Origin of the sequence: Neorhizobium sp. S3-V5DH, assembly GCF_004343065.1 — a bacterium.
GTDB classification, from domain to species: Bacteria; Pseudomonadota; Alphaproteobacteria; order Rhizobiales; family Rhizobiaceae; genus Neorhizobium; species Neorhizobium huautlense.
This window is the reverse complement of sequence record NZ_SMCL01000005.1, coordinates 262,891-286,921: the sequence shown is the minus strand read 5'-3', so window position 1 is coordinate 286,921 and position 24,031 is coordinate 262,891. Positions and strand designations below refer to the sequence as shown.

Below are 24,031 nucleotides of genomic sequence, written 5' to 3'. Positions count from 1 at the left end.
GCGGCGAGACCGGAATTGTCAGTTGGCGGGAACGGTACCGATCACCACGGGCGCGCCGTTCTTGACCTGCACCATGAAGCTCGGGCGGGACATCTCGCCGCGATCGTCCCAGCAGGTGTCGAGCAGGATCTTCGGATGGTCCGCAGCCTTCAGGCAGAGGCCGTGCATCTTTTCTGCAAAGGCTTCGCCGTCGAGTTCCCCGACCATTTCGGTCACATATTTCGTCGTCCAGGCACCGACATAACCCTTGATGGCGTCGTGGGTCGGCCGACGTTTGAAGGTTGTTTCGAATTTCTTGGCAAAGGCGCCGATGCCCGGCACATCCGTGGCCGTCGCGGTCACGCCCACATGGGCAATCGCACCTTCCGCAGCGCCACCGGCCAGTTCGATGACCTTGGCTTCCGTAAGGGTGACTTCTCCAACGAGCGGCATGGCCAGCGATTGCTTCTTCGCTTCGATCAGGAAGCGGGCCGACTCTTCCTGGTTCATGTAGACGAAGACGGCATCGGGATTGGCCTGCTTCAGCTTCGCGATATCGGCTGCGTAGTCCGTCTGGGCCTGTTCGGAAGGAACGTCGGCAACCACTTCGATGCCGGCCTTCTTCATTTCTTCCACGAAGACGTTGCGGCCACCCTTGCCAAATTCATTGTTGACCCAGGCAACGGCGACCTTCTTGGCTTTCAGCGTGTCCTTGAAATAGGTCGTCAGCGCTGGGACGCCCTTCTGGGCCCCGGACGAGGTGCGGAAGACAAAGGGATTGCCCTTCTCGACGATGCCGGGCGCTTCCGAACCGACGAATTGCGGGATGCTGTTCTGCTGGGCGACGAGCATGTTGACCATGGTCGAACCGGAATAGATGGTTCCGAGGATGGCATATGCTCCGGCGTCGATCGCCTTCTGGACGAGTGCGCGCGAGACCTGAGGATCGGTTTGGGTGTCGTATTCGCTCAGCTCGATCTTTTTGCCGAGAATGCCGCCTTCGGCATTGATTTCTTCGACGGCGATCTTGATGCCGTCACGCCAGTTGGTTCCTGCCGGGGCGCCCGGGCCGGAAAGCTCGGCGACGGTGCCGATCTTCACGGTCTCCTGCGCCTGTGCCATGCCAGCCGTGGCAAGCAGAGCAGTGGAAATTGCGAGCAAGTGCTTGTGGTACATCGAAAGTCCTCCCCGTTGGTAAGTCGCGCCCAAAACTGCGGCTCCGTTTCCTACATGCGCCGCCTAGGCATGTGAATAAGTCTTTGAAGGCGAAAGTCGAAATCCTCCTCGTTGTCCTCCTCAGGTTTGATGACCAAGAAGAAAATCCGCCAGCGTCTCGGCCTGTGCGTCGAACATTCCTCCGCCCGTCATCGTGGCGCAGCCGCGCTGCATTGCCGCCGCGATCAACGGCGAGACTTCCGGTTTGGTGATAACGCAGGCCACGAATTGTGACGGTTGCAGCTTCGATACATCGACAGGCAGCGGATCGTCCGGTTTCATGCCCAAAGGCGTCGCATTGGCAACGAGGTCGTAACCGGTCGGATCGGCACTCCCCGCCATGACTTTTCCCGGAAACCTTTGCGCAAGCCTGCCGATTACGGTGTCGCGCCGTTCAGCGTCGATATCATGGATGGCAAGCAGAGATGCGCCGCGGTTCATGATTTCAAATGCAATGGCGGCACCTGCTCCGCCGCAGCCCAGCAGCAAAACCCGCTTGCCTGCCACGGCAAAGCCCTTCCGCTCGATGCCGTCGAGATAGCCAAGGCCATCGGTATTGTCTCCGTGCCAGCCCTGGTTCGTTCGGCGTGCGACATTGACCGCTTCCACGAAATGCGCCCGATTCGTCTTCGTGGCGCAAAGGGAAAAGGCCATCCGCTTGTGCGGGACCGTTATCAGCATCCCCGAGACATTATACACCGCGTCCAGCGTTTCGAAGACTTTCGGCAGGTTTGACGAAGACGTGTGAAACGGCACCACGATCGCATCTTCTCCACGCCGAAAAAATAGCTCGGTGATTTTCGCGGGTGACCGGACCTGGGCGATCGGATCGCCGAGGATCGGGAAAAGCCGCGTGCTGCTCGAGGGAAACATGCCCGTCATCTGCCGGATCCTTTTTCTGCCGGGCCGAAGCCGGGCAACCGCGCTGCGGAAGCCGAGGTCGGCGACAAGATCGCAGAGTCAAGATTGGCCACGCTGCGCATGTTCCTCCACCACGCTACCGTTCATCTCCCATGCTTACTTGTAGCGGATTTGCGCAGTTAGATCGCCTACCAATTTCGGCGTGATGCGTAACATCATGTTAACGTCCCGATGATCCGCGCCGCAACTTCCTGGTGGGGAGCTTTATGGAACTGACGCTGGTCATTTCCCGGCGCAAGGCATCGAGGAAATGCTCGGCATAGACGGAGAGCGGCAGGTCCTTTCGGTAGGCTATATAGGTATGAAAGATGCTGTCGGCGTCGATCTCCAGCCTTTTCAACCCGCGCACCACGCCATGGGCAACGGTAAACTCGTCTATGATTGCAATACCAAGACCCGCTGCCACAAGGCTGCAGACGGTCGTTCCGAAACGGGCCTTCACATTCATTTTGTAGTCGATGCCCGACCTGGTGAACATTGCCGCCATGATTGCGCCGTAGGGATCTTTTGGATTGATGCCGATCAGCGGATATTGGGACATCTCCTGCGGCGTGATTTTTTCCCGCATGGCCAGCGGGCTGGTTTCCGGGACGATGCACAGCAGCTTTCCGCTTGCCAGCAATTCGAACTCGATCAGCGGATGGTCGAAACGCGAGGAGATGGCAACCAATTCGCCGCGACCGAGCAGGAGATAGTCGATCGCTTCCTCGATCTTGACGATGTTCACGTCGAGGCCGAGGTCAGGATATCTATCCCGTACCTGAGCAATGGCGCGCGGCACCATGACGTTTGCGATACTCGGCACCGAAGCGATACAGAGCTCCTGGCTTTTGCCGCGGCCGAGATCGCCGAGGGCGGACTGGAGATCGTCGATCTTGCGATGCACCGTATCGAGAAGGTCGAAAATGTTACGAGCCTGCGGCGTCGGGACATAACGCCCTGCGCGCCTGTCGAAAAGCCGAACGCCGAGCGAGTCCTCGGAGTATTTCATCAGGCGGCTGATGCCGGGCGCCGATACATTGAGCAATCTTGCCGCTCCGGCAATGCTGCCGGTGACCATGATTGCCCGGATGACTTCGATCTGCCGCAGTGTCAGCATGAAAACCTCAAAGGATGCCCCTTTCCTCTCACGCAGCTAAGCGAAACGTATGCGTATGTTCCGTCGCTCGGCAGCCGAACGCCTGGTGATGCATGGCGGCTATTATTCCCACAAGATCGACCGTAAACCTATCATGTGAAATTGCGAAAGCCCCAGCTTTCACAGCAGACGATAGCGGGGGTGTGGCGCCTCCAACATCAAGGCTTGTGCCGCGGCATGTCAGAGGATGAGGGCGGATGCGGCGAGAAACGACCAGAATACCGGGATCAGGAGATGATTGCCCAGGCGCACAGGAGCGCCAGGGAAAGGAGAAGAGCGAGAAGATAAGGCACGACGGCGCGGAAGAGCGCCGAGGCGGGAACGCCGGTGACGCCGCTGACGACAAAGACCAGCATGCCGAGCGGCGGCGTCAGACCATGGATCATCAGGTTGACCACCAGGATAACGCCGAAGTGGATGGGATCTATGCCAGCGGCCACGGCTGTTGGCAAAAGGATCGGACCGAAAAGCAGGATTGCGGCGCCGATGTCGAGGACAAGGCCCACGACCAGAAGGATCAGGTTTGACAGAACGATGACTGCGAGCGCGCCGGCGCCGAGCGATGTCACGACATTCGAAATGAGCCCGGACACGTCGTCGACCGCGAGCAGAAAGGCGAAGGGCGCGGCCGTGCCGATCAGCAGCCCGATCGCAGCAGCCTCTATTGCAGCCTGACGGAATGCCAGGAAAAGCGGGCCGAAGCCGAGTTTCGACCAGACGGCAAGGATGAGCGTGTAGAACGCGGCAAGCGCCGCAGCTTCGGTCGTTGTGACGATACCGATGCGGATGCCAATCACCACGATAATGCCCAGCCCGAAAGCCGGGATTGCGGAAATCGCCGCTTGTCGGCGTTGCGCGGCCGTTGCGCGCACCGGCGTCGACTGTTCGCGGACCGTCAGATGAATGGCGACGGCAAGGCATGCCGCCATGAGCCCGCCCGCAAAAAAACCGCCGACCAGCAGGGATCCGACGGAGAGGTTGGTTGCAGCAGCCAGGATCAGGAATGCGATTGACGGAGGAATGACATTGTCCAGAACCGAAGTCGCGGCGATGATCGCGCCAGCCCGGGCGGGCGGATAGCCGTGCCGGACGAGTTCGGGCTGGAAGGTCGAAGCTCCAAAGGCCGCATTCGCGACAGAGGAGCCGGAAGCACCGGAAAACAGCACGCTGGTCAGCAGCGTCGTCTGAGCCAGCCCCGCCCGGCGATGCCCTACCATTGACTGAGCAAAGCGAACGAGTTGGTTGGCGACGCCGGAAGCCGTCAGAAGACCGCCGACCAACAGGAAGAAAGGGATGGCCAGAAGCAGGAATTTCGACATGCCGGTGACCGTGGTCGAAACGATCGCCGGTTCGGGAAGACTGCCGCCAAAGGCGATCGCTGCATAAGCCGCCGCAAGAAAGGCATGGGCCAGCGGCGCGGATAGCACCAGACCAAGCCCCGCGACGAGGGCGAGAAACAGGCTCGGCGGCAACAAGGTATCGATGCCGATTTGGGGGACGCTGAAGTAGAGCAACACCCCCAGGACGAGCGACACGCACGCCCCGCCTCCCCTGCTCTCACCGATCCGCCGCAGAAGCAGGATGACCAGGATCAGGCCTCCGCCGATCCCGAGGAATCCGAAGCGGATCCATTCGGGAACGCCGAGCACTGGCGAGATCCCGCCGAGCATGCTCATGATCTGGCTGCCGCCGAAGAGAAGGATCAAGGCAGCCAGCACCGTGAATACGTCGCCCAGGACCTCGGCGATCGGGGAGAGGCGGTCGGGCAACAATCGCACGAAGACATCGAGCCGCATGGAAAGCGCGCTGCTGAGACTGAGAGGGGCGCCGAGCGAGATCAGCGCCACATGAAGCCAGATGCCGAGATCTTCCGCACCGATAAAGCCGGTACTGAAGAAGTAGCGCAGGCAGACGCTGACCAGCACGATGGCCAACAGGATCGCGAGAATGAACCCTGCCAGAGCGCCTAGCACCTGCTCGATCGACCTCAACAGCCGCTCGGAAGGACCACGAGCCCGTCCGACCCCCTTGTCAATGATCAAGAACCGGCTGATCGCCATTCTCTCCGACCTCTGCAACCGAACGCATTCGTGGCCGTCGAAGGGCGCGGTCGAACAGCGGCGGCGGCGTAAAAATGACGTGTCTGCGAGTTTTTTCGGAAAATGTCGAGACGCGGAAGACCTTTTCGCCGAAACGAATGGCTTCCTCAAGTGCCGGAATGCTCGAAAGAACCAAAATTCATGGACCTGGTGAAGACCGAGGCGCCCGGTGCGCCGCAGGTGTCCCCCACCCCATCTGCAGTTCTTGCGGAATGATCAACGGCAAAGTTCAGCGGCACCTCGGAGATCGCCGACAGCGATACTATTCCGCTCCGTCCGGATAGCCGTATCGGCGGCAGCTCGTTCCATCTCCAAGGGTAAGGTAATCGTGAAGGTCGAGCCGTGACCCTTCTTGCTGGCCACCTCGACGGTTCCCCCATGCAGCTCGATGATTTGCTTGATGAGATTGAGCCCGATGCCGGTCCCCGCGATACCGCTCGATGTGCGGGCTCGGAAGTATTTCTGGAACATGCGCGGCAGGTCCTCTGCATCGATACCCAGGCCACCATCCCGCACTGCGATCTTAATCCCGGCCGCGTCCTTCCATCCCGCCACGTGAACGTCCGGAGCGGAAGGCGCGTATTTGACCGCGTTGGAAAGAAGGTTCGTAAACACCTGCTCAAGCGCCCTCCGGTCCCCTTCGATCTGGTCTGGAAGACGGCCGAGATCCGTATGGATCCTGTGGTCCGCCGCGATCGATTGCTGCCGGTCGCAGCAGGTCCGTATCAGTTCCCTCAGGGAAAGAGGCTCATGAGACATCTCCACAGACCCGTGATCCAGCCGCCCAACCGCGAGAATGCTTTCCATCAACTCGACGATCCGGGAAACGGCGCCTCGAATCCGGTCAATCTTGTCCGTCACGAATTCGCTGTCCAGCTGACCGCGGCGGCGGAACAAGCGCTGCGCGGCTCCATCGATGATCGTCAGCGGAGTGCGAAATTCGTGCGAGGCCATGGCAACGAACTGGCGCTGCAGTTCGTTGATCTGCCTCTCCTGGGCAAGCATTCGTTCCAGCTCCCGAGCCTGCCGTTCGATCTCCGCCGTTCGTGCTTGAACCGCCGCTTCCAGCATGTCGCGTTGGCGGATCAATTCCTCAGAAACCGCAACCGCAGCGGTCACGTCCTCATGCGTCGCGACATAGCCACCGGTTTTCATGGGGTTATGGGTAATCTTGATCACCCGGCCATCGGAGAGGACAATATTCTGGCTGGCGACCGAGCCAATCACATTGGCCGCCGTCACCACGTCGAAATAGGCCGCTTTGTCGAGAGGACCAATTCCCCTCAACTCGCGATGCTCAAGTATTGAGTCAAGCGGGGTGCCAGGCCGTGTCAACCCCTCGGGCAAGTGGTACATGGCCGCATAAGCGGCGTTGCAGACGATCAGATTCTTCTCGGAGTCGAACATGCACAATCCGTGCGGCATGTTGTTGATCGCCTCATCGAGCCGCGCCGTTTGATCTGCCAGTTCGCTTTCAAGCCGCGCCAGTGGCGAAAGATCATGAAAGGTCATCGCGGACGGCCCCTCCCGCCGAGGAGCCCCGGATCTGCACGACGAAACTGACAACGATCATCAGTTTGCTGCATGATGTTCAGTTCAGACCTCCATGAGCCAAAGTTTCTGTCCACAAATCTTGCCGGCTGGATAGGCATTATAGAGACGGGCCGAAGTTCACGCCGCCGCTTTACTGCCAACCAGACAACAACACATTGCCGATCGCCTGCAGCATCCGACAAAATTCATAATGCTTCGGTAATATCAGGACACCTGCCGTCAGAATCGCTGAAAAGGACGCTTCGAGACCCCGCCCTCCGGATCCGGCGATGGCGCTTTTGGCTCGCAATGCGGTCAGCCAGGTTCCATCGCAAGTTTTCGCACGAAATGTCCGGCCTCATATTCCAGCGCTTCGCTCTCCGGCACGCCCGATCCGCGGCGAACATCTTCTACTTCCCGAGATCGCAGGCGCGCACGGGGGTCGTCGAAGCGTATCTGCGGGTCTGGTACGGCGGACAGCAGCAGCCGCGTATAGGGATGGATCGGGTTTTCGATCACCCGCCGGGTTGGCCCCCATTCGACTATCTGCCCGGCATACATGACGGCAATGTCTTCGGCGATATAGCGAGCCGTGGCAATGTCGTGCGTAATGTAGAGCAACGCGAGCTTCATCTCCTGTTTCATCTTGTTCAGGAGGTTCAGAATTCCAAGCCGAACCGAGACATCCAGCATGGATGTCGGCTCGTCCGCGACGATCACTTCGGGTCTTGTGGCGAGCGCCCGCGCTATGTTGACCCGTTGGCGCTGCCCTCCTGAGAGCGCATGAGGGTATTTGCCAAGAACGATATCGGGCTCCAGCTGCACCTGTCGCAGCAGGTCACCGACGGCCGCTCGGATCGCGGCTGACTTGATCTCCGGCCGATGAAGCTTCAGCGGACGCGTCAGATGATAGGCGATAGTATGTGCAGGATTGAGGGAAGCGAAGGGATCCTGGAAGATCATCTGCACGGCCCGCCGATAGTTCGCGACGTCGGACGAGCCCGCCTCGGCAATGGACTTGCCCTTGTACAGGATCTGTCCGGCGGTCGGCTGGTATTCCCTCATCGCCATGCGCGCGCAGGTCGTCTTGCCGCTGCCCGATTCCCCCACCAGCGCCAGCGCACGGCCCGCATGCAGAGAGAAGGAAACCGAGCGTGCGGCATGCACGGTCGACGGCCCATGTCCAAAGGTCTTCGTCACGCCGTCGAGGGTCAGAATGGCATGGCTCACAACAGCGCGCCTCCATGCAACGAGGGGAAGGACGACCAGAGCTTTTTCGTGTAGTCGTGGCCTGGTGTGCGGAAGATTGCCTCGGCCGCATTTTCCTCCACCAGCCTGCCCGCCAGCATGATGCCGATCCTGTCGCAGAATTGCACCATCAGGCCGAGGTCATGCGTGATGAACAGAACCGAAAATCCGAATGTGCGCCGAAGATCGTTGATCCTTTGAAGGATCTCCCGCTGGACGACAACATCGAGGGCGGTGGTCGGCTCATCCATGATCACCAGCTTGGGACCAAGCGCCATGCAAATGGCGATGACGATGCGCTGGCGCATGCCGCCGGAGAACTGGTGTGGATAATCGCGCAGGCGATCCGGAGAAATATCGACGAGCCGCAGCATTTCGGCGGCTCGCTCGCGCGCCTGTGCTTTCGACATCGTCGTGTGGCTCATCAGAACATCGTGGAACTGGTCCTCGATCCGCAATACGGGATTGAGCGAGTTCATGGCGCTCTGAAAGACCATCGCCACTTCACGCCACCGGAAAGCTGCCAGTGCCTGCGGGGTCAGATCGAGCACGTCGCGTCCGTTCAAAAGGATCCTGCTCTGCCGGCGGATCAGCGCCGGGGGTTTGTGCAGACGGCTGATGGCAAAGGCTATGGTGCTCTTGCCGCATCCGGATTCTCCGGCAAGTCCGAAGACTTCGCCGGGTGCGATATCAAAGCTCACGTCGTCGACTGCGCGGAAGTCTTTCCTGTCGCCGATATAGTCGATGGTGAGGTTCTTCACCGAAAGCAGCGGACCGCTCAAAGGCGTCCCTCCCCCGACCGGGCAAGCAAGATCCAGCGATCACGCCAATTTCCCGTGCGAAGCCGCGGATTTGCGACCTCGTCGATTGCAAAGTTGAGGAGCGACATGCCGAGACCTAAAAGAGCCAGCGCAAAGCAAGGGATCAGGATCTCCCACCAGGCGCCGACCGAAAGAGCCGATGCCTTCTGGGCGTTGTAGAGCATCGTTCCCCAGGAGATTGCCCTCGGATCGCCCAGACCCAGAAATTCCAGCGTCGCTTCGGTGATGATTGCGAATATGACGCTGCCGATGAAATTGATCCCGACGATGGAAATCAGGTTCGGGAAAATCTCGAATGTCATGATCCGCCACCGCGGCTCGCCGATCATCTCCGCCGCCTTGACGAAATCCTTCTGCTTGAGCGACAGCGTTTCCGCCCGCGTGACGCGCGCTCCCCACGCCCAGGAGGTGAGCCCGAGGATGAGGGCAATCACAAAGGGGCTTGCCTGACCGATGAAAGCGGCGAGCACGAGCAAGAGCGGCAGATTCGGCACCACCAGGACCATATTGGTCAGAAAACTGATGACCTCGTCGGTTTTGCCGCCACGATAGCCGGCGATGATGCCGAGCGCCGTTCCAACAGCGGTTATCAGCAAACCCGCACCGAAGCCCACGGCAAGCGATGTACGGGCTCCATAAAGCAGACGCGCAAAAACATCCTGGCCAATGCGGGTGGTCCCCATGAGGTGGTTCCACGATGGCGGCTGATGCGGCCGCCCCACACGAGCGGAGGGGTCATACTGGGTCAAAAGTGGTGCAGCGATCGCCGCCAGCAGGACGAGTGCAAGAATGATCGCGCCAACAAGCGCCTTGCGGTTGCGCAACAGGCCGTCATACAGAACCCGCATGTCACAAAGCTCCCTTGAGCCGCGGATCAAGCAGGACATAGCTGACGTCCACGATAAAATTCGCGATCAGCATCGTTGCCGTCATGATCAGAAGCTGCCCCTGGATCACCGGATAGTCGCGCGCCAGGATTGCCTGATAGAGAATGTTGCCGAGACCCGGATAATTGAAGACGACCTCCGTGACGAGCGAACCTCCGAGGATCGTGCCGATTGCGATCGCCAACGAGGAAACGGTGGGCAAAAGCGCGTTGCGCGCCGCGTACCAGATCATCACGTGGTTATCCGACAAGCCCTTGGCGCGTCCCATCACCACATAGTCCTCGCCGAGGAGATTGATCATGTTGTTGCGCATCGTTACGGCAAACCCACCGGTCAGCACGGCGCAAAGCGTCACCATGGGGAGGAAGCCGTGGTAGAGGACACTGCCGACATATTGGAGGCTGAAGGCGGGATCGAGACGAGGATCGGCGGCATAACCGCTGGGAAACCAGCCAAGGGTGAACCCGAAGACGAAGACTACGATCAGCGAGGTCACCACGGCAGGCACCGAGGTTGCGAAGATCGCTCCGACAGAAACGATCACATCGAAGGCGCTGCCGCGCCGCCAGGCGGCAAGAACGCCAAGCAAGCTGCCGATGGTGAAACTTATGAGCGTTGCGATGCCCATCAGGCCCACTGTCCAGACGAGCGCCTGCCCGAGGACCGCAGTAACCGGGGCGGGGAAATATTTGATCGAGCGGCCAAGGTCGCCGGTGAAGATGCTGCCGAGATAGGTGAGATACTGCTGCCAAAGAGGTCCATCGACGAAGCCGAAGGTCAATTTCAATGACTGCAGGCTCTCCGGCGGCAGTTCGGCGCCTGCGCTGGAGAACATGATCTGCACTGGGTCGCCGGGCATCAGGCGGGGCAGGAAGAAGTTTATGGTCGCCGCCGCGACGAAGGCGGCGAGATAAAATCCCAGCCGGCGGAACAGGAAAGCCATGTGAACTCCCTCTAAGACGAGACGGCGCGGAACACGCCGCCTGCCAAAATCATCCCACCTTTATTGGGCCGGCCTCAGCGCCAGCAGATGCAGCAGACGCGCCGGGTTGATGCGTGAGATAGAGGGATTGACGAACGGGTTTTCCTTTGTCGACCAACCTGTGAAGCGCTTGGTGTTGTACTGATACCAGTTGGGGTTGTTGAACACCGGGATCATTGGCATGTTTTCGGCAACGATCCGCTGCGCCTTGTTCATCGCTTCCTTTTGTTTTGAAAGATCGGCGGTGTGGGTAAATTCCGTGACGAGCTTCTCTACCTCGGGATTGAACCAGCGCTGCGCGGTGAAGCGGGTCTTGCCCTTGTCCGATGCGCTGAATGCACGTTTATAGGGATAATAGGGCGAGGCCGAGGCCGGTAGGCTGTTGATCGCCGCATCGAACTTGCCGCCGATAAGGTTGGAGGTCCAGACAGCCTCTTCCGGAGTTTCGATCTTCGCATCGATGCCGACCGCCTGCATACCCTCGATGGCGATGTTGACGGTGTCGACCCAGTCGGTCCAGGAATTGGGAACGATGATGGAAAAAGAGATCTTGGACCCGTCCGGATTGTCCCGGAAGCCGTCGCCATCCTTGTCCTTGTATCCGGCCTCATCGAGCAGAGCCTTGGCGGCTTCGGCGTCATATTTGGCATATTTGCCGAAATCGGCCTGGACGGACGGATCTGCCCAGCTCTTGTAGAGTTCCCCCATCAAACCAGGGTCTTCGTTCAGCGTCGGATACCCATAGCCTGCAATATCGATCATCGTCGCGCGGTCGAGCGCCATGGAGGCCGCACGGCGGAACTTGACGTCATTGAAGGCCTTCTTGTTGTTCTCGTTGGCGGTTTCCAGGTTGAACAGGAAGGCGACCATGCTGCTTGGTGAATACCAGTAGTGGTAATGGTCAGGATCCTTGGCGACATAGACATTTTCGACATCAGGAATGAAAGACACGCCCCAATCGAGGGTACCATCCGCCGTTGCGGTCAGGATCTGGTTGTTGTCCGCAAGCTGCGGAAAGCGCAGGCAATCTACCTTGAGGCGCTCCGTCTCCCAATAATGAGGATTGCGGCATTGATCATAGGTCTGGCCCGTAAATCGAGGGATCTCGGTCATCGGGCCGCTACCGACGGGAGTCTCGTTGGCAAAGGTCACGGGATCAGCGATGTCCTTCCACACATGTTCCGGCACGATGGGAAGCTGAGAAAGCTGCTCGGCCGCAAGCGAGCTCGGATTGGCAAGCGTGAACCGGACCGTTTGCGGATCGACGATCTCCACGTCTGTAATGAAAGTCCAGATGCTGACGAAATCGAGGGCGGGGAACTTCTTCAGATAGTCATAGGTGAATTTGACGTCGGCCGAGGTAAGCGGCTTTCCGTCCGACCATTTGAGGTTCGGCCTTAGCTTGAAATCGATGCTCTTGAGGTCGTCGGCCAGCTTGAAGCTTTCAGCCAGCCGGAAGATCGGCTTGTTGCTGTCGAAGCGATTGAAGACCACCAGAGGCTCGTAGATGAAATCCAGCGTGCTTTGACGCGCGGAGGTCTGATTAAACGGATTGAAGTTGCGCACCCAGGTTGTGGCCGGTTCGATATTCGCCGTCAGCACGGTTTGCGCCATCACCGGCCCCGAAACCAGCGCCAGGGCTGTTGCAGCCGCAAGAACAACTTTATTCATCTCGTTCCCCTTTGTTGATTTTTGGCTCGACGTGCCGTTCACGCAAATGTACCTTGGAAAAGCTCCTCCACTTCCGCGTGAGCGGCACGATAATCGATCTTGAGATTGCCGAGACGGGCTCTGCCGGCGGCGATCCGCGTCTGAGCGGCATCCGTCAGCGGTCGGGCCGCCTTGGCTGCTGCCTCGCTTTCGGGAATGTCGCCGTGGCTGTGCAAGGCGATATCGAAACCGGCATCGAGCACCTGCCTGACCCGCTCGGGCAAGCTGCCGCGCAGCGATTCCATGAAGATGCAGTCGGAAATCAATACGCCCTCGTACCCCATGTCCCGGCGGATGACGTCATGCATCACCGGCGAGACGGAAGCAGGCAGTTCCTTGTCGTAAGCGGAGAAGACGACATGGGCGACCATGGCCCACGGCGTATCCTTCAAGGCGACGAACGGCCTGAAATCGGTGGCCTGCAGCGTCTCGGCCGAGGCATCCACCACGGGCCGTTCCTTGTGCGAATCCAGCGTGGCCCGGCCGTGACCCGGAATATGCTTCATTACGGGGAGACAGCCCGTTTCCATCAAACCGTCCACGACCTCGCGGCCGAGGGCCGCAACGAAATCGGGATCTGCGCCGAACGAACGCTCACCGATGACATCGCTCGTCGTTGGAAAGACAAGGTCGAGAACAGGTGAGCATCCGCTCGAAAGGCCAAGCTCGGTCATCATTGCCCCCATGGCACGGGATGACAAACGAAGGGCGCGCTTTCCGCGATCAAGATCTCTGCGGGCAAGCTCCGCAAATTGCGCAAAACTTCTGAATCGCGGCCATGGCCCCGCATCGAGATGCTGCACACGGCCGCCTTCCTGGTCGGTAAAAACCGGCGCATCCTCACGACCGACCGCCTCGCGGAAACGCGCGATCAAACGCTTGGCCTGATCCGGGCTCTTCAAGTTGCGGCGCCCGACAAAAAGCCCAAGGGGATTGGTATCCCGAAAGAGGGCGAATTCCTCGTCCGACAGTATCGGGTTCGGCAAGCCGACGAATAGAGCGAGCGGGGTTTTGGACACGTGCGAGCCTCCCGATGGGTTTCTATGTCTTGGTTGTGGTTCTGAGCATTCCCTCGTAGATCCCTTTGTCGGATGCAGGGATCACGATCGCGCCTGCGCTGCGGACGTAGAAATCCACAGGTCCGGCGTCGCCGACAAACGCATAGGCATGCCCAAGCGTCTTCAGGGCCTGCAGGCAGGCGGCGAGAAGCGCAATACCGATCCCTTTGCCGCGTGCCTCCGGGGCAACCCCTGTCGGACCGAAAAAGCCACGAGCCGTCACGTCGTAACAGGCAAACCCCTGGAGACCGGCGTCATCGACGGCGATCAGGCAGCCGACGGGCTGGCGCGAAAATGCGACCACCACCTCGCTTGCCCAATTCTCGCTGAACCGCGTAAGGACCCAGTCCCGGACAATATGCAATTCGGGCGCAAGAGGTGGGCGAATGGTCACGCCGGACGGCGCCACGGCTTGGGATAGAAGCTCATCGAATTTCCTGGAATATAGGCTGACAAGCAGATCCGGCACCCGCTGCTCCTGATATTGCATTATAATGTAATATGTATTGCTCTAGTGTTATAGTAGGAGCAATCTTGCGGCTCTTGTCAACGGTCAATTTTAAGGACCGAATCAGCTGCGGAGGGATGGGCTTCCCAAGTTACCGCAAAGAGGGCAGCATGACGGGGCGAGGCAATGGGTGGAGAGAACAATGAACTTGAAACCATACAACCCTGCCGAGGACGGTGCGGAAATGTCCTTCGAGGATCGGATGTCCTATTCCGACTACCTTCATCTCGAGGGGATTCTTAACGCCCAGAAACCCCTCTCCGGCGCGCATGATGAACTCCTTTTCATCATTCAGCATCAGACTTCGGAGCTTTGGATGAAGCTTGCCGTCCACGAAATCGCATCTGCGATGGCCGCTATCCGCGCCGACAATCCACAGCCGGCGTTCAAAATGCTGTCGCGCGTGGCTCGCATCTTCGAGCAGCTCAACAGCGCCTGGGATGTGCTGCGCACGATGACGCCAAGCGAATATACGGAATTTCGTGCCTCGCTCGGCAAATCTTCCGGTTTCCAATCCTATCAATATCGGGCCATCGAGTTCCTGGCCGGCAACCGCAATCAGGCGATGCTTGGCCCGCATACCCATCGTGCCGACATCATGGCCATGCTGGAAGACATTCTGGCGAAGCCGAGCCTCTATGACGAGGCTCTGATGCTGCTCGCACGACGCGGTTTCGATATCGGAGAGGACGCCGATCGCGATGACTGGCGGGCGGCCCGCAAGCCGAGCGAGAAGGTCCTCGATGCCTGGGAGCAGATATATCTTGCGCCAGAACGATATTGGGAACTTTACGAATTGGCGGAGAAACTAGTCGACTTCGAAGACTATTTTCGCCGTTGGCGCTTCAATCACGTCACGACGGTGGAACGGGTCATCGGTTTCAAGCGCGGCACCGGCGGTACCTCCGGCACGCAATATCTAAAGAAGATGCTCGAGGTCGAGCTTTTTCCGGAGCTTTGGCGAGTGCGGACGGTTCTTTGATCGAGAGGACCGGGATGAAGAGTATGCAGGCGAAGCGGCAAAACCAATTCGAGATATTGAAATGTCGCACAATCGGCGTGCAGGCGGTCGCGGCGCGATCGGACCGGCAGTTTGCCCGCCACACCCATGATCAATTCGGAATCGGCATCATCAGGGATGGCGCTCAGAAATCGGCAAGTGGCCGCGGCCCTGTCGAAGCTGGACCGGGTGACGTCATCACCGTCAACCCGGGTGAAGTGCACGACGGCGCGCCGATTGGCGATGCCGGCCGTTTCTGGCAGATGCTCTATTTCGATCCGGCTGTCGTCGCGAGCGCTGTTGCGGACATCCGGCAAGGCAGCGAGGGAAGTTTCGAATTCTCCGATCCGGTCATTTCCAAGCCGCTGCTCGCAGGAAATGTGCGGCGGCTCTTTTCGGCAATGACAAGCCGCGAAACCGGCGCTGATGTGAATAGCCAGGAATTGCTGCTGACCTTATTGGCTGATTTGGTCGATGTGCCGATTAAGCCGATGTCCGTTGCAAAGGAAATCGAGATGGCGCGGGAGCGGATCGATGATTATCCGGCGGCTTCCGTCTCACTCTCCGAGCTTGCGGGTCTGGCAGAGATGAGCCAGTTCCAGTTGTTGAGAGCTTTTCGACGGGCTACTGGGCTTACGCCGCATGCCTATCTCATCCAGCGCCGAATTCAGCTCGCCCGCAAGATGATTGCCACCGGCACCGGCCTTGCCGAAGCCGCACTCGCCAGCGGCTTCGCGGATCAGAGCCATATGACCCGAATCTTCACGAGAAGCTACGGCCTCTCTCCTCACAAGTTTGCGCGCGCGCTTCGCTGATCAACTCGGCGCGAGATCGAAGACGTGGTGGTGGATATGCCCATCGAACATCTCCATCAGACCTTTGGTCATCTCGCGGCTCTCGTATCGAACCGGCGACTGAAGTGCCGCTGCGAGCGCTTCGCGGCTTTCATACATGGTGGAAAGCACCATCGGATAGCGTGGCGCGCCCTCATCGCGCTCGATATTGTAGAGCACGCGCACTTCCTTGACGCCTGGGAAAGCCAGCCACATCGGCATCAGTTTTTCCGCGACATAGGCTTTGAAGCGATCTTCCTTGCCGGCATGGACGGCGCCTTCGAAAAAGGCTTGTCGAACGATCATCGATTTTGTCCCACTCAGTTGACCGTGGTCGGCGGCTTTTCGCCGGCGAAATGGGCGGCGATATTGGCGAGCACCAATTCACCCATAGCCACGCGCGTCTCCACCGTCGCGCTGCCCTGATGGGGCATCAGCACGGTGTTTGGTGCAGAGAAGAACTCTTCCCGGATGTTGGGTTCATTGACGAAAACGTCGAGGCCGGCCCCAGCGATCGTTCCGCCATTGAGGGCGGCAAGCAACGCATCCTCGTCGACGACCGTGCCGCGGGCGATATTGATCAGCAGCCCGTTCGGCCCGAGCGCCTTCAGCACTTCGGCATTGACGATGTTCCGGGTTTCGGCGGTCGCCGCGATGATCACGCAAAGCACGTCGCTGTCTTCCGCAAGCGCCACAGGCGAAGCGCAGGACTTCCAGGTGGTGTCCTTGACCGGCGACCGGTTCCAGTAGCGCACCGACATGCCGAAAGCTTCCGCACGGCGACCGAACGCCTTGCCGATCTGGCCGAGGCCCAGGATTCCGACCCGTTTGCCCTTGGGGCTGTGGCCAAGCGGAAACGGCTCTTTGCCCCAGCGGCCTTCGCGCACAAAGGCGTCACCCCTGGCGACGTGGCGAAGCGCCGCGAGCATCAGGGCAATGCCCGTATCCGCCACGTCATCGGTCAGCACGCCGGGCGTCGTGGTGACGTCGATATTGCGGCTGCGTGCGAAACCAAGATCCACCTTGTCGGTTCCGACGCCGTTGATGGCAATCACCCCGAGAGCCGGCAGCCTTTCGATCCATTCGTTGGTGATGCCGGTGCCGCCGCCGGTCGCGACTGCCTTGATTCTCGGCAGGGCAGCTTCAAGCGATGTCTTCTGGTTCGGGTCGTACATCCGGTGCACGATATAGGCAGCATCGAGCTTGTCCTCGATAAACTGCATCATCGGTTCCACGAGAAGGATGTCTGGTTTCACGTCGGAAACTCCATGGTTTAAGTGGACGGCGGTCAGGAAATCTGGCCGAGGAAAGTCCTCAGCCGTTCATTTTTCGGGTTAGCGAAAAATTCATCGGGCGTCCCCATCTCCAGAATTTCGCCCCGATCCATGAAGATCACCCGGTCGGCAACCTGGCGGGCGAAGCCCATTTCGTGCGTGACGCAGAGCATGGTCATGCCTTCCTTCGCAAGGTCGATCATCGTGTCCAGCACTTCCTTGACCATTTCCGGATCGAGCGCCGACGTGGGTTCGTCGAAAAGCATGATCTTTGGGTTCATGCACAGCGCGCGGGCGATTGCGACGCGCTGCTGCTGGCCGCCGGAAAGCTGGGCCGGATATTTTTCCGCCTGCTCGGGGATGCGCACCCGCTCCAGGAATTTGCGGGCGGTCTTTTCCGCCTCAAGCTTGGAAATGCCCCGCACCTTCATCGGCGCCAGTGTGCAGTTCTCCAGAACCGTCATATGCGGAAAGAGGTTGAACTGCTGGAAGACCATCCCGGTCTCCTGCCGCACGATATCGACGTTTTTACCTCCCGCGGTGAGATCGTGGCCATCGACCACGATCCGGCCGGTCCTGATCGTCTCAAGCTGGTTGATACAGCGGATCAAGGTCGATTTGCCGGAGCCCGAGGGACCGCAGATGACAATCCGCTCCCCCCGTTTGACCGAAAGTTCGATATCCTTGAGCGCCTGGAATTCGCCATACCACTTGTTGACGCCTTCCATCCGCACGGCCAGATCGGAAGCTCCCCGCGCGGCCGCGGCCGATGCGTTTGCATCTGCTTCATTCATGCGAGGAACTCCCTTTCAACTTTACTTCTTCGCTCCGGCAACGAAATCCGGCAGCGGCGCCCCAAGCCACTTCTCATGGATCTTGTTAAGCTCGCCATTCGCTTTCACCTTTTCGACGAAGGCATTGATAGCCGCCAGAAGCTCCGTCGAACCCTTGCGGACCGCAATGCCCTGGACCTGCTGGCTGAGTTGCAGCTTCTGGTCGAAGCGGCCAGGAGCAGCCTTTTCGATCTGCGCGGCGACGACGTTTGAAACGCCGATCAATTCGACCTGACCGGAGAGGAGAGCCTGAACCGCACTGGCATCGTCATCGAAGCGCTGGATCTTGGCGTCCTTCGGGGCGATCTTGGTGACCCCGGTATCCTGGGTGGAGGCGCGCGCAACGCCGATTGTTTTGCCGGAGAGGTCTTCGGGCTTCGAAACCGCCGTGTCCTTGGCCCCGAAGACGCCGATCGAAATGCCGGCATAGGGTTGCGAGAAGTCGACGCTCTTGGCACGCTCTTCGGTGATGCCGAGCGAGGCGACGAGCAGGTCGACCTGGTTGCTCTGGAGATAGGGGATGCGGTTCGGGCCGGTGACCGGAACGATCTGCACCTTCACGCCCAATTCCTTGGCGAGCAGTTTTGCGACGTCCGCGTCATAACCGTCAGGCTCGTTCGACGTGTTCATGATGCCGAAGGGCGGGAAGTCGACCAGCATGCCGATCTTGACGGTACCTGCGGACTTGATGCTTTCGACCGTCTGCGCCGAGACCGTCGAGGCCATCGCCCCAAGCATCAGGCCTGTGCCGATTGCCGCCATTGCCATACGTCTGGTAATGTTCATTTTCCTACCCTTTTCTGTTGTGCCGGGGTCCTCCCCCGGCTCGGGTCCCGTCAACGAGCCGTTGCCCGGGAAAATTTCGTTTCCATGCGTCGCGCCAGCACCGACAACGGCCAGCACAGCACGAAATAGACCGCTGCGACCGTTCCGAAGACCATGAACGGGCTGAAGGTCGCGTTGTTGATGATCTGACCCTGGCGGGTGAGTTCGGTGAAGCCGATGATCGCGGCAAGCGACGTCCCCTTGATGAGCTGCACCAGAAAGCCGACCGTCGGTGCCACGGCGACGCGGCACGCCTGCGGCAGAAGTATGTAGCGCATGCGGTTATAATAGCGCAGGCCGAGCGCCGTTGCCGCCTCCCGTTGTCCGGGCGGGACCGCCTCGATGCAGCCGCGCCAGATTTCGCCGAGGAAGGCGCTGGCATGCAGGGTCAAAGCGACCGCGGCTGCGAGCCAGGGATTGATCGCAAAGCCCAGGATGTTCATGCCGAAAAAGACCAGGAAGAGCTGCATCAGCAGCGGCGTTCCCTGGAAGATGCGGATGAAACCGGTCGCGAGAAGGCGGGGCAACCTGGAATCCGAAACACGCGCAAGAGCGATGAAGAGGCCACCTACGCCGCCGCCGGCAAACGCGATCGCCGACAACGCGATCGTCCATTGCGCCGCCATGACAATGATCCAGAATTCGCTCCAGCCGAAAGGTCTGATCAGCATAACGCCACTCCTATCGGCTCAAGGGATACTTGAAGGCTGCCTTCTCTATGACGGAGAAGATCGCGGAGAAGCCGACCGACATGGCGAGATACATGAGCGTGATGACGATATACACTTCGAAACTCGCGAAGGTCGCCGACTGCAGGTCGTTGCCGGCGGCAGCCAGATCGTCGGCCGAGATTGCCGAAACGACGCTCGAGGTCAGCATCAGGTAAATGAACTGGCTGGTCAGCGCCGGATAGACGGTGCGCAGCGCGGGCTTCATGATGACGTAGCGGAAAATCTGGAGCTTCGAGAGGCCCAGCGCGGTGCCCGCCTCCACCTGCCCCTTTTGAATCGACTCGATGCCCGCGCGGATGATTTCGGTCCCGTAGGCGCCGAAATTGACAACCAGCGCCAAGAGAGCCGCGCCGTTTGGCGTGAGGCGCAGGCCGAGTGACGGCAGGCCGAAGAAGATGAAGAAGATCTGCACCAGGAAAGGCGTGTTGCGGATGATTTCGATATAGGCGTCGATGATCCATCGCAAAGGCACCACGCCGGACGTCTTGCCGGCGGCGCAAAGGACGGAGACGATCAGCCCCAGGATCATTGCTGCGCAGGAAAGCTGGATCGTCAGCCAAGCGCCGATCAAAAGCTGATCCAGCCCTGCGAGCACGGGCTCGAAGTTGAAATTGTACACTTGGGTCCTCCCCAAAGATGCCGAAAGTGCACCGCTCCTCTGCGATACATCTGCATTTAGATCGATCTAAAAACTTTTCAGCCGCACGTCAACTGGATTAATCGTCTCAGACCGCCGCAGTTATCGCCGGTCCGCAGGATTGACGAATGTGGAGCTGCGTTTGCTGCACAATTCTTTCCGGTGGGCGCAGCGGATCAGCCAGCCGATTCAAGAGAAGCCGGGCGGCATTGTTTCCGATTGTCGCGGGTGCCGTCGAAACGGACGTCAACCGCGGTCGCATCGCCTCCGCGTCGGTTACATCGTCGAAGCCAATCAATGAAAAATCCGAACCGATCTTGACCCCGCAGTCGTAGAGCCCGGCGGAAAGACCGAGCGCTATGACATCATTGAAGCAGATGACCGCCGTTGGCGGGTCAGGGCGATTGAGGAGGAGATTTGCCGAGCTGGCAATCCCACCAAGCTGGTTCGGCACACGGATAATCATGTCCGCGCCGAGGCCATGAGACTGCATCGCCTCGCCGAAGCCGCTGATACGCTCATGGTAGGCCGAATGGATCGGGCCATGCACGGCAAAGGCAATACGGCGATGACCAAGCGACACCAGATAGTCGACAGCCTGATGCATGCCCCCTGCATAATCCACGCCGGCATAGTCTGCTTCATCGGAAATCTGGCGCAGGGCCTGCACCAGCGGCAGGTTCCACTCTGCGACGCGCCGCAAATATGTGGGTTCGGTACCCGCCGCGGGGCACAAGATGACACCATCGACGCCGTGCTCCCGCATTCGCTGCATCACCGCGTCCTGCCGGTCGGGCAGATCGCCGCTATTGGCCAGGATGACCACCAGACCTGCCTCGTCGATCATGGCCTCAATGCCGGAGAGCAATTCGGCAAAAAACGGATTGGTAAGATTGGGCACGATGACGCCGACGGTGTGACTGCGCTCTGCGCGAAGGCGTGCCGCGCCCATGTTGTAGACATAACCGAGCTCGCGCATGACCTCTTCGACCCGGGCTCTTGTCTCGCTTCCCACCAGCGGGCTCTTGCGGATGACCAGCGAAGCGGTTGCACGCGAAACATTGGCGCGACGCGCCACATCAAGGAGCGTTACGCGGCTTTTCTTTTGGTCTCGTGAGGGCATAAACGTCACTTGGCAGAGGTATGGGAAGAGGTCAATGATCCCTTCCTTATACATCGACCCGAGAACGGTTCCGGTCAATCCATCCTGGCGCCCGGCCGTCAAGACGCTACGGCGGACAAGTCCTCCATTTCCAACAGGAATGCGAATTCATCGGCCAGGGCGGGAGAACAAGCCACCGCCGGTCCGCCATCCCGAAGCAGTTTTTCAAATGACGGCATAAAAACCGTGGCGCCCGCTTCAGCGGCGATGAGCATGCCGGCCAGCATGTCCCAGGCAGACAGATGCCGCTCGTAATAGAGATCGGATATGCCTTCAGCAACGCGAACCAGACCGATCGCTGCAGCTCCCATGCGGCGGTAGTCGATACCGCGCTCATAAAGCTTGCGGGAGACGGCGAGATAATCCTCAAAGTCGGTCCGTCGGGAATGGCCGAGGATGGCGATAGCATGGGAGGGATCGCTGGTTTTGGCGGCAGCGATCGGTTTACCTTCCTTGAAGGCGCCCTGCCCGCGGATCGCATGGAAAACCATGTCTTGCGCTGCGTCATAAATCACGCCGACCAGAATCCTGCCGCCGGCGACGAAGGCTATAGACACACCCCAGTGACGAAAGCCGCGAATGAAATTGGTCGTTCCGTCGATCGGATCCACCACCCACATGCCGCCCTCACCTGCCTCAGTCCCTTCATAGCCACCCCCTTCTTCGCCCATGAAGGAATCCTGCGGGAATTCTTCAAGCAATGTCGTGCGGATAGCCAGTTCGGCTCGCCTGTCGGCGACGGTAACGAAATCCTGCAAGCCCTTGTTCTCGACGTTAAGCGTCTCCGGGAGAGCTTCGGCGCGAAAGGCCGCGGCCGCCCTTCCGACACGGCGGGCGATCGAGATCGCAGTTTCGGCGCGGGCTTTCAGGAAAGTAATATCGGATGCGAACGCCATTTATGCGCTTCTTCTCTTGATCAGCGTTACAGGCGTGAACTCCACCCGCGAAACCGCATCCGGATCGGCCATGCGGCTGATGAGGAGATCGATCACCTGTTCCGCCTGCACCTCGCAAGGCTGGACGAAAGTGGTGAGGTCATAGGCTGCCCAGCTTGCCTGGGGAATGTCGTCATGCCCAATGACCTTTACCGACCCGTAGCCCATTCCCGCCCTGACAAGCCCGTCAAGGACGCCGCAGGCCATGTAGTCGTTGACCGAAAAGACGCCGTCGACACCGAGATTCAGAAGCCTCTCCGCCGCCTCATAACCGCGCCTGTAATCGTTGATCGTAACAGGAACCAGCGTCGCCTCGACGCCAAGGCTTGTGCAGCGATTCTGAAAAGCTTCCGCACGACGGCGTGAGGAATAGGAGACGGCCGTCCCGGCCACGACTGCCAGCTTTGCTGCGCCGACCTCCAGCAAATGATCGGCCGCGGTATAACCCGACATCCGGTCATCGGAAACGACACGGTCGACAAAGGGAAAATCTTCACCCTTGTTGATCAGCACGATCGGTACGCCTTCGGCGGCGCATTCCTCGCAGATATGCGAGGGCGGCGCATCGGAGGTGACGATGACGCCGGAAACCGCGTAATGCAGCAGCTGCCCGATGACGGTCGAAGTATCCGCCTCCTTGGAGGTAGGCAGCAGGATCGGCCGATAATTGCGGGCGATCAACGCCCGGGCCAGATGTTCGAGCTGCTGGGTGCGGAAGGGGTTATCGAGACCTGCCGCGACGAGTCCAACGAAATCCGACCGCTTGTTCGTCAGGCTGCGGGCGAGATAATTGACCCGATAGCCGAGTTCTCTGGCGGCTTGATAAACTTTCTCGCGGGTCTTCTCCGAAACGCTCGCGTCCGGCGTAAAGGCACGGGATACGGCGGCGCGGGAGACGCCCGCCGCCCGCGCCACGTCGAAAGAGGTGACGCGGCGTTGCTCCCGGGTCGTCCCGTTCGGCTCCCTGGAACGCATCAGGTCCGGCAGGTCGGTACAGATGCCGAGAACCGGCTGTGCCATGATATCCTTCAACACATCCGACCGCTCCTCGTGCCACAGCACGATCTCCTTGCCGTCGGAAAAGGCCTTTTCGACGAGTTCTTCGGTGACGAATTCCTGCGGGGTGTCGCTCGCCTTTTCCCAACAGAGATGCAGGATGTCGGCGCCTGATTCTCTTCCCAGCAGATGCGGATCGTGACCGATGCGGATCAGCACGGACAGCGGAAAATCGCAGCCCATCTCCCGCAATTCGCGGACCTGCTGGACATCGAACGAGCCGAGGCAGGCAAAGCGCTGGTTCATCTCTTTCAGATGCTGCCAGCAGACCGGCCCTGTGCCGGGCCGCTTGAGTTCCACATAGAGTCCGCAGCCGGTGGCGCGGCCAAGCTCAGCCACTTCCTCGAAGCTCGGTACGTCAGGCACGATCGCGCGAAGCTCGGCAAAACTCATCTGGGAAATATATAGGTCTTTGGCGAATACGCGTTCCAGGTGATCATCGTGGGAGATGACGACGACCCCATCGGCGGTCATCTGGGTGTCGAGTTCCCACATCTCGGCGCCGAGTTCGGCCGCCCTGCGAAAAGCGGCGAGCGTATTTTCCCGTTCATGGCCGCTTGCGCCGCGATGGCCGATGCAGAATGGCATCCGGCCCTTGTCTTCCGGCCACCCGAACCTTCTGAAGAAGGCAGCGAAGCTACGCATG

At 59.6% G+C, this 24,031-nt stretch carries 22 protein-coding genes and 2 pseudogenes; 2 read left to right on the top strand and 22 right to left on the bottom strand.

All coding sequences use genetic code 11. The annotated features are described in order from the left end of the window. Positions 1 to 18 precede the first annotated feature (18 nt). The 12 genes and pseudogenes from EDE09_RS11235 to EDE09_RS11180 form a co-directional block, all read right to left on the bottom strand. A complete protein-coding gene (locus EDE09_RS11235; protein WP_105371073.1) occupies positions 19 to 1,155 on the bottom strand; it encodes an ABC transporter substrate-binding protein in 1,137 nt (378 codons plus the stop codon). A 120-nt stretch (positions 1,156 to 1,275) separates the two neighbouring features. Continuing rightward, positions 1,276 to 2,076, bottom strand: coding sequence for a shikimate dehydrogenase (locus EDE09_RS11230; protein WP_348631314.1), 801 nt, complete (start codon positions 2,074 to 2,076; stop codon positions 1,276 to 1,278). A gap of 199 nt (positions 2,077 to 2,275) precedes the next feature. Next, positions 2,276 to 3,214, bottom strand: a complete 939-nt coding sequence (locus EDE09_RS11225) for a LysR family transcriptional regulator (RefSeq protein WP_105371074.1) — start codon at positions 3,212 to 3,214, stop codon at positions 2,276 to 2,278. A 266-nt stretch (positions 3,215 to 3,480) separates the two neighbouring features. After that, positions 3,481 to 5,313, bottom strand: coding sequence for a TRAP transporter large permease subunit (locus EDE09_RS11220; RefSeq protein WP_112797974.1), 1,833 nt, complete (start codon positions 5,311 to 5,313; stop codon positions 3,481 to 3,483). A 255-nt stretch (positions 5,314 to 5,568) separates the two neighbouring features. After that, positions 5,569 to 6,891: pseudogene (locus tag EDE09_RS11215) on the bottom strand (ATP-binding protein); the annotation flags it as partial. A 309-nt stretch (positions 6,892 to 7,200) separates the two neighbouring features. Next, positions 7,201 to 8,115 carry an ABC transporter ATP-binding protein gene (locus EDE09_RS11210; protein ID WP_132410407.1) on the bottom strand — a complete coding sequence of 305 codons (915 nt, stop codon included), beginning with the start codon at positions 8,113 to 8,115 and terminating at the stop codon, positions 7,201 to 7,203. Next, positions 8,112 to 8,915 (bottom strand): ABC transporter ATP-binding protein, encoded by an 804-nt coding sequence (locus tag EDE09_RS11205; RefSeq protein ID WP_112797965.1) that lies wholly within the window; start codon positions 8,913 to 8,915, stop codon positions 8,112 to 8,114. The genes EDE09_RS11210 and EDE09_RS11205 overlap by 4 nt, the downstream gene beginning before the upstream one ends. Continuing rightward, entirely contained in the window at positions 8,912 to 9,802 is an 891-nt protein-coding gene (locus EDE09_RS11200; RefSeq protein ID WP_112797963.1) for an ABC transporter permease, read from the bottom strand. The genes EDE09_RS11205 and EDE09_RS11200 overlap by 4 nt, the downstream gene beginning before the upstream one ends. Before the next feature lies 1 nt (position 9,803). Beyond that, positions 9,804 to 10,784 carry an ABC transporter permease gene (locus tag EDE09_RS11195; RefSeq protein ID WP_112797961.1) on the bottom strand — a complete coding sequence of 327 codons (981 nt, stop codon included), beginning with the start codon at positions 10,782 to 10,784 and terminating at the stop codon, positions 9,804 to 9,806. 60 nt (positions 10,785 to 10,844) lie between these two features. Then, a complete protein-coding gene (locus EDE09_RS11190; protein ID WP_112798052.1) occupies positions 10,845 to 12,494 on the bottom strand; it encodes an ABC transporter substrate-binding protein in 1,650 nt (549 codons plus the stop codon). A gap of 38 nt (positions 12,495 to 12,532) precedes the next feature. After that, a complete protein-coding gene (locus EDE09_RS11185) occupies positions 12,533 to 13,552 on the bottom strand; it encodes a glycoside hydrolase family 3 N-terminal domain-containing protein (protein ID WP_112797959.1) in 1,020 nt (339 codons plus the stop codon). A gap of 22 nt (positions 13,553 to 13,574) precedes the next feature. Next, positions 13,575 to 14,060, bottom strand: a complete 486-nt coding sequence (locus EDE09_RS11180) for a GNAT family N-acetyltransferase (RefSeq protein WP_112797957.1) — start codon at positions 14,058 to 14,060, stop codon at positions 13,575 to 13,577. Positions 14,061 to 14,241: 181 nt separating this feature from the next. Between EDE09_RS11180 and kynA the strand changes: the two genes are divergently transcribed. Next, a complete protein-coding gene (kynA, locus tag EDE09_RS11175; RefSeq protein ID WP_112797955.1) occupies positions 14,242 to 15,081 on the top strand; it encodes a tryptophan 2,3-dioxygenase in 840 nt (279 codons plus the stop codon). Positions 15,082 to 15,104: 23 nt separating this feature from the next. Then, positions 15,105 to 15,914 (top strand): AraC family transcriptional regulator, encoded by an 810-nt coding sequence (locus EDE09_RS11170; RefSeq protein WP_112798050.1) that lies wholly within the window; start codon positions 15,105 to 15,107, stop codon positions 15,912 to 15,914. Here EDE09_RS11170 and EDE09_RS11165 read toward each other — a convergent pair whose 3' ends face one another. From EDE09_RS11165 to EDE09_RS28445, 10 genes and pseudogenes are all read right to left on the bottom strand, one after another. Beyond that, the gene (locus EDE09_RS11165) at positions 15,915 to 16,238 is read right to left on the bottom strand and encodes a hypothetical protein (RefSeq protein WP_112797953.1); all 324 of its coding nucleotides are present in this window, start codon (positions 16,236 to 16,238) and stop codon (positions 15,915 to 15,917) included. It lies immediately after the preceding gene. Between the two features lie 14 nt (positions 16,239 to 16,252). Next, positions 16,253 to 17,158 carry a 2-hydroxyacid dehydrogenase gene (locus EDE09_RS11160; RefSeq protein ID WP_112798048.1) on the bottom strand — a complete coding sequence of 302 codons (906 nt, stop codon included), beginning with the start codon at positions 17,156 to 17,158 and terminating at the stop codon, positions 16,253 to 16,255. A gap of 62 nt (positions 17,159 to 17,220) precedes the next feature. Beyond that, on the bottom strand, positions 17,221 to 18,000 hold the full coding sequence (locus tag EDE09_RS11155; protein ID WP_112797951.1) for an amino acid ABC transporter ATP-binding protein: 780 nt from the start codon (positions 17,998 to 18,000) through the stop codon (positions 17,221 to 17,223). A 21-nt stretch (positions 18,001 to 18,021) separates the two neighbouring features. Further along, the gene (locus EDE09_RS11150; protein WP_112797949.1) at positions 18,022 to 18,825 is read right to left on the bottom strand and encodes a transporter substrate-binding domain-containing protein; all 804 of its coding nucleotides are present in this window, start codon (positions 18,823 to 18,825) and stop codon (positions 18,022 to 18,024) included. 50 nt (positions 18,826 to 18,875) lie between these two features. Next, positions 18,876 to 19,532 carry an amino acid ABC transporter permease gene (locus EDE09_RS11145; protein ID WP_112798046.1) on the bottom strand — a complete coding sequence of 219 codons (657 nt, stop codon included), beginning with the start codon at positions 19,530 to 19,532 and terminating at the stop codon, positions 18,876 to 18,878. Between the two features lie 13 nt (positions 19,533 to 19,545). Continuing rightward, a complete protein-coding gene (locus tag EDE09_RS11140; RefSeq protein ID WP_112797939.1) occupies positions 19,546 to 20,214 on the bottom strand; it encodes an amino acid ABC transporter permease in 669 nt (222 codons plus the stop codon). A 106-nt stretch (positions 20,215 to 20,320) separates the two neighbouring features. Further along, complete coding sequence (locus tag EDE09_RS11135; protein ID WP_112798044.1) at positions 20,321 to 21,355, bottom strand: LacI family DNA-binding transcriptional regulator; 1,035 nt, start codon at positions 21,353 to 21,355, stop codon at positions 20,321 to 20,323. A 98-nt stretch (positions 21,356 to 21,453) separates the two neighbouring features. Beyond that, positions 21,454 to 22,290: an inositol monophosphatase family protein gene (locus EDE09_RS11130; RefSeq protein WP_112797937.1), complete on the bottom strand. Its 837-nt coding sequence runs from the start codon at positions 22,288 to 22,290 to the stop codon at positions 21,454 to 21,456. Further along, positions 22,291 to 23,304 carry a LacI family DNA-binding transcriptional regulator gene (locus EDE09_RS11125; protein WP_132410441.1) on the bottom strand — a complete coding sequence of 338 codons (1,014 nt, stop codon included), beginning with the start codon at positions 23,302 to 23,304 and terminating at the stop codon, positions 22,291 to 22,293. Continuing rightward, positions 23,299 to 24,030, bottom strand: a pseudogene (locus EDE09_RS28445) (glycerophosphodiester phosphodiesterase); the annotation flags it as partial. The gene EDE09_RS11125 and the pseudogene EDE09_RS28445, both read right to left, overlap by 6 nt. Position 24,031: the final 1 nt, after the last annotated feature.

Coding starts and splice junctions, on each gene's coding strand:
- EDE09_RS11235 (WP_105371073.1), bottom strand. CDS start 1,155: ATGTACCACAAGCACTTGCTCGCAATTTCCACTGCTCTGCTTGCCACG.
- EDE09_RS11230 (WP_348631314.1), bottom strand. CDS start 2,076: ATGACGGGCATGTTTCCCTCGAGCAGCACGCGGCTTTTCCCGATCCTC.
- EDE09_RS11225 (WP_105371074.1), bottom strand. CDS start 3,214: ATGCTGACACTGCGGCAGATCGAAGTCATCCGGGCAATCATGGTCACC.
- EDE09_RS11220 (WP_112797974.1), bottom strand. CDS start 5,313: ATGGCGATCAGCCGGTTCTTGATCATTGACAAGGGGGTCGGACGGGCT.
- EDE09_RS11200 (WP_112797963.1), bottom strand. CDS start 9,802: ATGCGGGTTCTGTATGACGGCCTGTTGCGCAACCGCAAGGCGCTTGTT.
- EDE09_RS11195 (WP_112797961.1), bottom strand. CDS start 10,784: ATGGCTTTCCTGTTCCGCCGGCTGGGATTTTATCTCGCCGCCTTCGTC.
- EDE09_RS11190 (WP_112798052.1), bottom strand. CDS start 12,494: ATGAATAAAGTTGTTCTTGCGGCTGCAACAGCCCTGGCGCTGGTTTCG.
- kynA (WP_112797955.1), top strand. CDS start 14,242: ATGAACTTGAAACCATACAACCCTGCCGAGGACGGTGCGGAAATGTCC.
- EDE09_RS11170 (WP_112798050.1), top strand. CDS start 15,105: ATGCAGGCGAAGCGGCAAAACCAATTCGAGATATTGAAATGTCGCACA.
- EDE09_RS11165 (WP_112797953.1), bottom strand. CDS start 16,238: ATGATCGTTCGACAAGCCTTTTTCGAAGGCGCCGTCCATGCCGGCAAG.
- EDE09_RS11160 (WP_112798048.1), bottom strand. CDS start 17,158: ATGATGCAGTTTATCGAGGACAAGCTCGATGCTGCCTATATCGTGCAC.
- EDE09_RS11155 (WP_112797951.1), bottom strand. CDS start 18,000: ATGAATGAAGCAGATGCAAACGCATCGGCCGCGGCCGCGCGGGGAGCT.
- EDE09_RS11150 (WP_112797949.1), bottom strand. CDS start 18,825: ATGAACATTACCAGACGTATGGCAATGGCGGCAATCGGCACAGGCCTG.
- EDE09_RS11135 (WP_112798044.1), bottom strand. CDS start 21,355: ATGCCCTCACGAGACCAAAAGAAAAGCCGCGTAACGCTCCTTGATGTG.
- EDE09_RS11130 (WP_112797937.1), bottom strand. CDS start 22,290: ATGGCGTTCGCATCCGATATTACTTTCCTGAAAGCCCGCGCCGAAACT.
- EDE09_RS11125 (WP_132410441.1), bottom strand. CDS start 23,304: ATGCGTTCCAGGGAGCCGAACGGGACGACCCGGGAGCAACGCCGCGTC.